The sequence below is a fragment of the Pseudomonas sp. RL genome (assembly GCF_000647775.1).
Taxonomy (GTDB): Bacteria; Pseudomonadota; Gammaproteobacteria; order Pseudomonadales; family Pseudomonadaceae; genus Serpens; species Serpens flexibilis.
This window is the reverse complement of sequence record NZ_JBOY01000161.1, coordinates 1-8215: the sequence shown is the minus strand read 5'-3', so window position 1 is coordinate 8215 and position 8215 is coordinate 1. Positions and strand designations below refer to the sequence as shown.

The 8215-nt window shown below is 67.4% G+C and carries 8 protein-coding genes; 3 read left to right on the top strand and 5 right to left on the bottom strand.

All coding sequences use genetic code 11. The features are described 5' to 3' along the window. The 5 genes from murI to hemA form a co-directional block, all read right to left on the bottom strand. The coding region (gene murI, locus AS93_RS0117585; RefSeq protein ID WP_027591808.1) for a glutamate racemase at nt 1-704 on the bottom strand (704 nt) is incomplete at its 3' end. Beyond that, nucleotides 694-1458: a molybdopterin-synthase adenylyltransferase MoeB gene (locus tag AS93_RS0117580; RefSeq protein WP_037009951.1), complete on the bottom strand. Its 765-nt coding sequence runs from the start codon at nt 1456-1458 to the stop codon at nt 694-696. The genes murI and AS93_RS0117580, both read right to left, overlap by 11 nt. Further along, entirely contained in the window at nt 1455-2288 is an 834-nt protein-coding gene (prmC, locus tag AS93_RS0117575) for a peptide chain release factor N(5)-glutamine methyltransferase (RefSeq protein WP_027591806.1), read from the bottom strand. Before prmC ends, AS93_RS0117580 begins: the two co-directional genes overlap by 4 nt. A gap of 118 nt (nt 2289-2406) precedes the next feature. Further along, the gene (gene prfA / locus AS93_RS0117570; RefSeq protein WP_027591805.1) at nt 2407-3489 is read right to left on the bottom strand and encodes a peptide chain release factor 1; all 1083 of its coding nucleotides are present in this window, start codon (nt 3487-3489) and stop codon (nt 2407-2409) included. Then, nucleotides 3486-4748: a glutamyl-tRNA reductase gene (gene hemA / locus AS93_RS0117565; RefSeq protein ID WP_027591804.1), complete on the bottom strand. Its 1263-nt coding sequence runs from the start codon at nt 4746-4748 to the stop codon at nt 3486-3488. The genes prfA and hemA overlap by 4 nt, the downstream gene beginning before the upstream one ends. Nucleotides 4749-4889: 141 nt before the next feature. Between hemA and AS93_RS0117560 the strand changes: the two genes are divergently transcribed. The 3 genes from AS93_RS0117560 (at nt 4890) to ispE (ending at nt 8139) form a co-directional block, all read left to right on the top strand. Continuing rightward, the gene (locus AS93_RS0117560) at nt 4890-6599 is read left to right on the top strand and encodes a tetratricopeptide repeat protein (RefSeq protein ID WP_027591803.1); all 1710 of its coding nucleotides are present in this window, start codon (nt 4890-4892) and stop codon (nt 6597-6599) included. Between the two features lie 4 nt (nt 6600-6603). Then, on the top strand, nt 6604-7218 hold the full coding sequence (lolB, locus tag AS93_RS0117555) for a lipoprotein insertase outer membrane protein LolB (protein ID WP_027591802.1): 615 nt from the start codon (nt 6604-6606) through the stop codon (nt 7216-7218). A gap of 63 nt (nt 7219-7281) precedes the next feature. Next, the gene (gene ispE / locus AS93_RS0117550; protein WP_027591801.1) at nt 7282-8139 is read left to right on the top strand and encodes a 4-(cytidine 5'-diphospho)-2-C-methyl-D-erythritol kinase; all 858 of its coding nucleotides are present in this window, start codon (nt 7282-7284) and stop codon (nt 8137-8139) included. Nucleotides 8140-8215 lie beyond the last annotated feature (76 nt).

Genomic DNA, 8215 nt, shown 5'->3' with positions numbered 1-8215 from the left:
CGCGCCGGCGCGGCCGGGCCGGCGGCCAGCAGGTCGCGGGCCGCCAGCAAGCGATGCAGCTGACGCGCCACCGCTTCGCCGGTATCGATCAGGCTCACCGACTCGGGCACCAGCTGGCGCAGCAGCGGCTTGAGGAAGGGATAGTGGGTGCAACCGAGGATCAGCGTGTCGCAGCCGGCCTCCAGCAGCGGGGCCACGTAGCCCTGCAGCAGCGCGCGGGTTTCCTCGCTCTGCAGCGCGCCGCTTTCCACGCATTCCACCAGGCCCGGACAGGGCTGGGTGACCACCCGCACATCGTGGGCGAAGCGGTCCAGCAGCGCGGCGAACTTTGCGCTCTTCAGCGTGCCGGTGGTGGCCAGCACCCCCACCGCGCCACTGCGCGTAGCGCTGGCCGCTGGCTTGACCGCCGGCTCCATGCCGACGATGGGCAACTCGGGCCAGGTTCCGCGCAGTTCGGCGACCGCCGCCGCGGTGGCGGTGTTACAGGCCACCACCAGCGCCTTGCAGCCTTGGTCGAGCAGGAACTCGGTAATGGCGCGGCTGCGCGCGCGGATGAACTCCGGGCTTTTCTCGCCGTAGGGCACGAAGCCGCTGTCCGCCACGTAAAGCAGCGACTCGTTGGGCAGGCGCGCCTGGATCTCGCGCAGCACCGAGATGCCGCCGACCCCGGAGTCGAACACCCCGACTGGCGCCTCACTGGCCATGCCGTCCTCCGCACACCGCACAGGCCGGATCGCGGCGCACCTTCAGCTCGCGGAAGCGGCTGCCCAGCGCGTCGATCAGCAACAGTCGGCCAATCAGCGGCTCGCCGAAGCCGGCCAGCAGCTTGAGGGCTTCCAGCGCCTGCAGGCTGCCGACCAGGCCGACCAGCGGACCGATCACGCCGGCCTCGCTGCAGGTCAGTTCCGCCTCGCTGCCATGGCCGTACAGGCAGTGGTAGCAGGGACTGTCGGCGCGGCGCGGATCGAACACCGCCAGTTGCCCTTCCAGGCGGATGGCCGCGCCGGAGACCAGCGGCGTGCCGGCCGACACGCAGGCGGCATTGACCGCCTCGCGGGTGGCGAAGTTGTCGCAGCAGTCCACCACCACGTCCACCGCTGCCACGGCGGCGGCCAGCGAATCGGCATCCAGCGCGGCGCGATGCGCCACCAGACGCACCTCAGGGTTGAGCGCGGTCAGCCGGGCGATGGCCGAGTCGACCTTGGCGACGCCCAGGCTGTGGCTGTCGTGGATGATCTGGCGCTGCAGGTTGGTCAGGTCCACCTGGTCGAAGTCCGCCAGGTGCAGCTCGCCCACCCCGGCGGCGGCCAGGTACAACGCCACCGGCGAACCCAGCCCGCCGAGGCCGACGATCAGCACCCGCCCTTGCTTGAGGCGCAGCTGGCCCTCGATATCGATCTGCCTGAGGAGAATCTGCCGGCTGTAGCGCAGCAGTTCCTGGTCGTTCAATTCGGTCATTCAGCCTCCCAGCAACCCAGACTGATGCGTTGGTGATTGCCCAGGTCGCGGCGGCTTTCCACCCGGGTGAAGCCGGCGGCGCTGAGCAGCGCGCGCACCGCCTCGGCCTGATCGTAGCCGTGCTCCAGCAGCAGCCAGCCACCGGGCAGCAGGTGCCGGGGCGCCTGCGCGATGATCGAGCGAATGTCGTCCAGCCCGTCCGCCCCGGCCACCAGCGCGCTGGCCGGCTCGAAGCGCACGTCGCCCTCGCCCAGGTGGCGGTCGGCGGCGGCGATGTAGGGCGGATTGCTGACGATCAGCGCAAAGCTCTGCTCGTCCAGGCCATCGAACCAGTGGCTGAGCTGGAAGCGCGCGTTGGACAGGCCCAGGCGCTGGCCATTGCGAGCAGCCAGCGCTACGGCCGCGTCGACACGATCCACGCCGGTCACCCGCCAGGCCGGCCGCTCGGCGGCCAGGGCCAGGGCGATGGCGCCGGTGCCGGTGCCCAGGTCGAGCACCTCCAGCGGCGTGGCCGGCGCCAGTTGCAGGGCGGTTTCCACCAGCAGCTCGGTGTCGGGACGGGGAATCAGCGTGTCGGGGGAGACTTCCAGATCGAGGCTCCAGAAACCCTGGCGTCCCAGCAGGTAGGCCACCGGCTCGCCAGCGCGGCGGCGTTGCAGCAGGCGTTCGAAGGCCGCGTATTGCTCGGCGTCGGGCTGGTGTTCCGGCCAGGTGCGCAGGAAGCTGCGCGGCTTGCCCAGCACGTGGGCGAGCAGCAGCTCGGCGTCCAGGCGCGGGCTGGGCGAGTCGGGCAGGTCGGCGGCTTCGAGTAGGGATTGGAGGGTAGGCATTGGACAGGAATACTCCTCTGCGGCCGTGGCCGCTCTGTGGGAGCGAATTCATTCGCGAGCTTTTGGCTTCGGTGCTCACCGCATCGCGGACAAGTCCGCTCCCACAAAAGCGCCGTGCTTAATCCCCCAGCGCCGCCAGCTGGTCGGCCTGGAATTCCTGACGCAGCGGCTCGATCACCTGTTCGACCGCGCCGGCCATCACTTCGCCCAGGGAATACAGGGTCAGGTTGATGCGGTGGTCGGTGACCCGGCCCTGCGGGAAGTTATAGGTGCGGATGCGCTCGGAACGGTCGCCCGAACCCACTAGCAGCTTGCGGGTGTCGGAAATTTCCTTGTGGGCGGCGGCGTCCTGCTGGTCCTGCAGCTTGGCCGCCAGCCAGGCCATGGCCTTGGCGCGGTTCTTGTGCTGCGAACGCTCTTCCTGGCACTCGACCACGATGCCGGTAGGCAGGTGGGTGATGCGGATCGCCGATTCGGTCTTGTTGACGTGCTGGCCGCCGGCGCCGGAGGAGCGGTAGGTGTCGACGCGCAAATCCGCCGGGTTGATCTCGATGGCCGCCTGCTCATCCGGCTCGGGCAGAACCGCCACGGTGCAAGCCGAGGTATGGATGCGGCCCTGGGATTCGGTTTCCGGCACGCGCTGCACGCGGTGCGCGCCAGACTCGAACTTGAGCTTGGCGTACACGTCGTCACCCTCGACGCGGGTGATGATTTCCTTGTAGCCGCCGTGCTCGCCGGGGTTCTCGGAGAGGATTTCGATGCGCCAGCCCTGCTTCTCGGCATAGCGCGAATACATGCGGAACAGGTCGCCAGCAAAGATCGCCGCCTCGTCGCCGCCGGTGCCGGCGCGCACTTCCAGGAACACGTTGCGGCTGTCGTTGGGGTCGCGCGGCAACAGCATGCGCTGCAGGCGATCCTCCAGTGTCTCCAGCTCGGCGCGCGCCTGCTCGACCTCTTCCTCGGCCATCGCGCGCAGCTCCGGATCGCTGTCCTTGAGCATTTCCCGCGCGCCATCCAGGTCGGACTGCACCTTGCAGAAATCCCGGTAGGCGAGGATCACCGGCTCCACCTCGGCGTATTCCTTGGAATAGGCGCGGAACTGGTTCTGGTTGCCGATCACTTCGGCGTCGCCGAGCAGCGCGGTGAGCTCTTCGTAGCGGTCCTGAAGCCCTTCCAGCTTCTTCAGAAGGGATGCCTTCATTTCTTCGTCTCGTCGAGGGCAAACAGCTCCTGGGCCACGGCCAGCGCATCCAGGCGACCGTCGGCACTGAGCCGCTTGAGCTGCACGCTCGGCGCGTGCAGCAGCTTGTTGGTCAGGCCGCGGGCCAGCTGGGCGAGCACGTCTTCGGCGCTGCCGCCGTTCTGCAGCAGGCGCTGGGCCTTGGCCAGTTCCTCGTCGCGCAGGCGCTCGGCCTGCTGCCGGTAGGCCTTGAGGACGTCCACGGCGGCCAGTTCGCGCAGACGGGCCATGAACTCGTCGGCGCCCAGCGATACCAGATCCTCGGCGGCGCGCGCCGCGCCTTGGCGGCTCTTGAGGTTTTCCTCCACCACCTCGTGGAGGTCGTCCACGGTGTAGAGGTATACGTCCTCCAGCTCGCCGACCTGCGGCTCGATGTCGCGCGGCACGGCGATGTCGACCATGAACATCGGCTTGTGCTTGCGCAGCTTCAGCGCGCGCTCGACGGCGCCCTTGCCGAGGATCGGCAGCTGGCTGGCGGTGGAACTGATGACGATGTCGCTGTGGACCAGCTCATCGGGAATCTCGGAGAGCAGCACCGCGCGGGCGCCGAGCTCGTCGGCCAGGGTGCGGGCGCGCTCCAGGGTACGGTTGGCCACCACGATGCGCTTGACGCCCTGCTCGTGCAGGTGGCGGGCGACCAGGGTGATGGTTTCGCCGGCGCCGATCAGCAGCGCCTGGCTGTTCTCCAGCCGACTGAAGATCTGCTTCGCCAGGCTGACGGCGGCAAAGGCCACGGACACCGGGTTCTCGCCGATGGCGGTGTCGGTGCGGACGGTCTTGGCGGTGCTGAAGGTGGCCTGGAACAGGCGACCCAGCAGCGGGCCGATGGTGCCCGCCTCACGGGCCACCGCGTAGGCGGATTTCATCTGGCCGAGGATCTGCGGCTCGCCGAGCACCAGCGAATCCAGCCCAGACGCCACGCGCATCATGTGGCGCACGGCCTGCTCGTCGGCATGCACGTAGGCACACTGGCGCAGCTCGTCTAGGCTCAGGCGGTGGTAATCGGCCAGCCATTGCAGGACCCGGTCGGCCTGCAGGCAGTCCTGGTGCAGATACAACTCGCTGCGGTTGCAGGTCGAGAGAATCGCCGCTTCACTGCTCGGCGTCACGCTGCAGAGCTGCTGGAGCGCCTCGACCATCTGCTCGGGCGTGAACGCCACCCGCTCGCGGATGTCCACGGAAGCGGTCTTGTGGTTGATACCAAGGGCGAGGAAGGCCATGCACGTCTTAGGTCGGATCAGGGAAGCGCGCAATTCTCCTATGTCGCCCGTGTTTGAACAACTCCCATCCACCCTGCCCCGCCGATGGGCTTGCCGGCAGGCCTGTGTCATGATGGCGCAAAGCAGGTGAGTTACCCCTCCATGAAGATATTCGTCACGCTGTTGGCCGGCCTCATGCTCCTGGGCTGCCAGACACTGCCCTCCGCCTCGCGCAGCACCGAGCCTGAAACCGCCGCCGCACCCGAGCCGGTGGAATATGCCTCGTTCACGCCGGACACCCTGTTTGCGCTGCTGACCGCCGAACTGGCCGGCCAGCGCGGCCGCTTCGACATCGCCTTGGCCAACTACCTGCGCGAAGCCCATGCCACCCGCGACCCCGGCGTGGCCGAGCGCGCCTACCGCATCTCCGAGTACCTGGGCGCCACCCAGGCGGCCCTCGACAGCGCACTCATCTGGGCTGACAGCGACCCGAGCAATATCGAGGCACAGCGCGCCGCAGCCATCCAGTTGGCCCGTGCCGGGCGCTTCGAGCAATCCCTCGTACACATGGAGAACATCCTGCGCCACAAGGGCAATCCGCACTTTGACTTCCTCGCGCTGTCCGCGGCGGAGACCGACCCGGACACCCGCGCCGGGCTGATGACCAGCTTCGATCAGTTGCTGCAGAAGTACCCGGACAACGCCCAGCTGCTGTTCGGCCAGGCCCTGCTGCTGCAGCAGGACGGCAAGCCCGAAGAGGCTCTGGCGCTGCTCGACCACCCGGCGCTGCGCAAGGGTGACGTCGGCGCCCTGCTGCTGCGCGCCCGGCTGTTGCAGAGCCTGGATCGCGGCGACGAAGCCCTGCCGCTGCTGCGCAAGGGCATCCGCCAGCACCCGGACGACAAGCGCCTGCGCCTGGCCGAGGCACGCCTGCTGGTCGACCAGCGCAAGCTACCCGAGGCGCACAAGGCGTTCTCGGAACTGCTGGAGCAGCACCCGGAAGACGACGACCTGCGCTTCTCCCTGGCCCTGGTCAGCATGGAAATCGAAGACTGGCAGGGTGCCCGTGAATTGCTGGAAGAGCTGCTCGAACGCGACGCTCATCGCAACGCTGCTCTGCTGCATCTGGGGCGCGTCTACGAGGAGCTCAGCGAACCCGAGGAGGCTCTGGAGGCCTATGCCCAGATCGAGCCGGGCAATGAGTACCTGCCCGCGCTGGCGCGCCAGAGCACGCTGCTGTTTGAACGCCAGCAAGGCAGCGAGGCGGCGCGCCTGCTGCGCGAAGCCCGCGCCAGCTATCCGGAATACGCGGTGCAGCTCTACCTGATCGAAGCCGAGGCCTGGGGGCGCAACAACCAGCCGCAACGCGCCAGCCGCCTGATCGACCAGGCTCTCGCCGAATATCCCGGCGACCTCAACCTGCTCTACAGCCGGGCCATGCTGGCCGAGAAGCGCGGTGACCTGGCGCAACTGGAGCGCGACCTGCGCTTCATCCTCGAACAGGAACCGGACAACGCCATGGCCCTCAACGCCCTGGGCTACACGCTGGCCGATCGCACCAACCGCTACGAGGAAGCCCGCCGCCTGATCGAGCAGGCCTATCAACTGAGTCCGGACGACGCGGCGGTCATCGATAGCCTGGGCTGGGTGAACTACCGCATGGGCAACCTGGCAGAGGCCGAGCGCCTGCTTCGCCTGGCCATGGACAAGATGCCCGACGCAGAAATCGCCGCACACCTGGGCGAAGTGCTCTGGGTGCGCGGCAAGCAGCGCGAGGCACGCAAGGTGTGGGCCGAGGCGCTCAAGAGCGACCCGGAGAACACCACCCTGCTGCGCACGCTGCAACGCCTGACCGGATCGGAGAAGCCCTGACGCCATGAAACGCCTGACGACTCTGCTTGCCATCCTCACCCTGCTTGCCGGCTGCGCCGCCAAGCAGCCTCGCGAACTCATGGAGGGCCAGGGCAACCCTGCCCAGTGGCAGGCCCACAAGGTGCAGATCAGCCAGATCGACGGCTGGCAGATCACCGGCAAGCTCGGCCTAAAGACGCCTGAGGATTCCGGCAGCGCTACTCTGCAGTGGCTGCAGCGCCAGTCGTATTTCGACATCCGCCTCTCCGGCCCGCTGGGCCAGGGCGCCAGCCGCCTGATCGGTCGCCCCGGCGCCACCGAGCTGGAAATCGCCAATCAGGGGCGCTACAGCGCCGAATCGCCGGAGGCGCTGCTGGAACAACAGCTCGGCTGGCAGTTGCCCGTCTCCCACCTGCTCTGGTGGATACGCGGCCTCCCCGAACCCGACAGCCGCAGCCAGCTGACGCTAGACGCCGACAGCCGCCTGGCGAGACTGACCCAGGAGGACTGGCGGGTGGACTATCTCGATTACCTGGAGCAGGACGGCTTCGCCCTGCCCTCGCGCATGAAGCTCTACGGCAAGGACCTGGAAATCACCCTGGTTATCAAGGACTGGCGCCCGCGCCTGCTGGGCCGCTAGCGCCGACACCCCCTCTCTCCCCACGAGGGAGAGAGGAATGACTCCCCGAACCGAACCAACCCCATGCATGACGCCCAACTGATCCTGCCCGCCCCGGCCAAGCTCAACCTGTTCCTGCATATCCTCGGCCGCCGCCCGGACGGTTATCACGAGCTGCAGACACTCTTCCAGTTTCTCGACCATGGCGACGAACTCGGTTTCCGTTGCCGCGAGGACGGGCAGATCCGCCTGCATACCGACATTCCCGGCGTACCCCACGACAGCAACCTGATCGTCCGCGCCGCACGGCGTCTGCAGGAGCAGTCCGGCACGCGTCTGGGCGCCGATATCTGGCTGGACAAGCGCCTGCCCATGGGCGGCGGCATCGGCGGCGGCAGTTCGGATGCCGCCACCACGCTGGTGGGCCTCAATCACCTCTGGGGGCTGGACTGGAGCGAGGACCGCCTGGCCGAGCTGGGCCTCACCCTGGGCGCGGATGTACCGGTCTTCGTGCGCGGTCGCGCGGCGTTCGCCGAAGGGGTAGGTGAAAAGCTCACCCCGGTTACCCCGGAGGAACCCTGGTACCTGGTCGTTGCGCCGCAAGTGTCTGTTAGTACAGCAGAAATTTTTTCCGACCCGGAGTTGACACGTGATACTCCGGCCATTAGAGTTCGCAGCCTTCCTGAGGGGGGCGGTCATAACGACTGTCAGCCGGTGGTTGAGAAGCGCTACAGCGAAGTTCGTAACGCTTTGAAGTGGTTGAACAATTTTGTTCAGGCACGCATGACCGGCACTGGAGCTTGTGTGTTTGGGAGCTTCCCAAATTGCGATGAGGCTGCTAAAGTCTCGCGCCAACTTCCAGCCACTCTGCCGAGCTTCATCGCTCGCGGTTGCAACCGGTCTCCGCTGCACCGCGCGCTGGAAAACTTGGACAGGAAGTGAATGCCTGATTTCGGGAATTCGATACAGGGGCGTCGCCAAGCGGTAAGGCAGCAGGTTTTGATCCTGCCATGCGTTG

Excerpts from the sequence above, each read along its gene's own strand:
- AS93_RS0117580 (WP_037009951.1), bottom strand. The coding sequence starts at position 1,458 with ATGACCGAATTGAACGACCAGGAACTGCTGCGCTACAGCCGGCAGATT.
- prmC (WP_027591806.1), bottom strand. The coding sequence starts at position 2,288 with ATGCCTACCCTCCAATCCCTACTCGAAGCCGCCGACCTGCCCGACTCG.
- prfA (WP_027591805.1), bottom strand. The coding sequence starts at position 3,489 with ATGAAGGCATCCCTTCTGAAGAAGCTGGAAGGGCTTCAGGACCGCTAC.
- hemA (WP_027591804.1), bottom strand. The coding sequence starts at position 4,748 with ATGGCCTTCCTCGCCCTTGGTATCAACCACAAGACCGCTTCCGTGGAC.
- AS93_RS0117560 (WP_027591803.1), top strand. The coding sequence starts at position 4,890 with ATGAAGATATTCGTCACGCTGTTGGCCGGCCTCATGCTCCTGGGCTGC.
- lolB (WP_027591802.1), top strand. The coding sequence starts at position 6,604 with ATGAAACGCCTGACGACTCTGCTTGCCATCCTCACCCTGCTTGCCGGC.
- ispE (WP_027591801.1), top strand. The coding sequence starts at position 7,282 with ATGCATGACGCCCAACTGATCCTGCCCGCCCCGGCCAAGCTCAACCTG.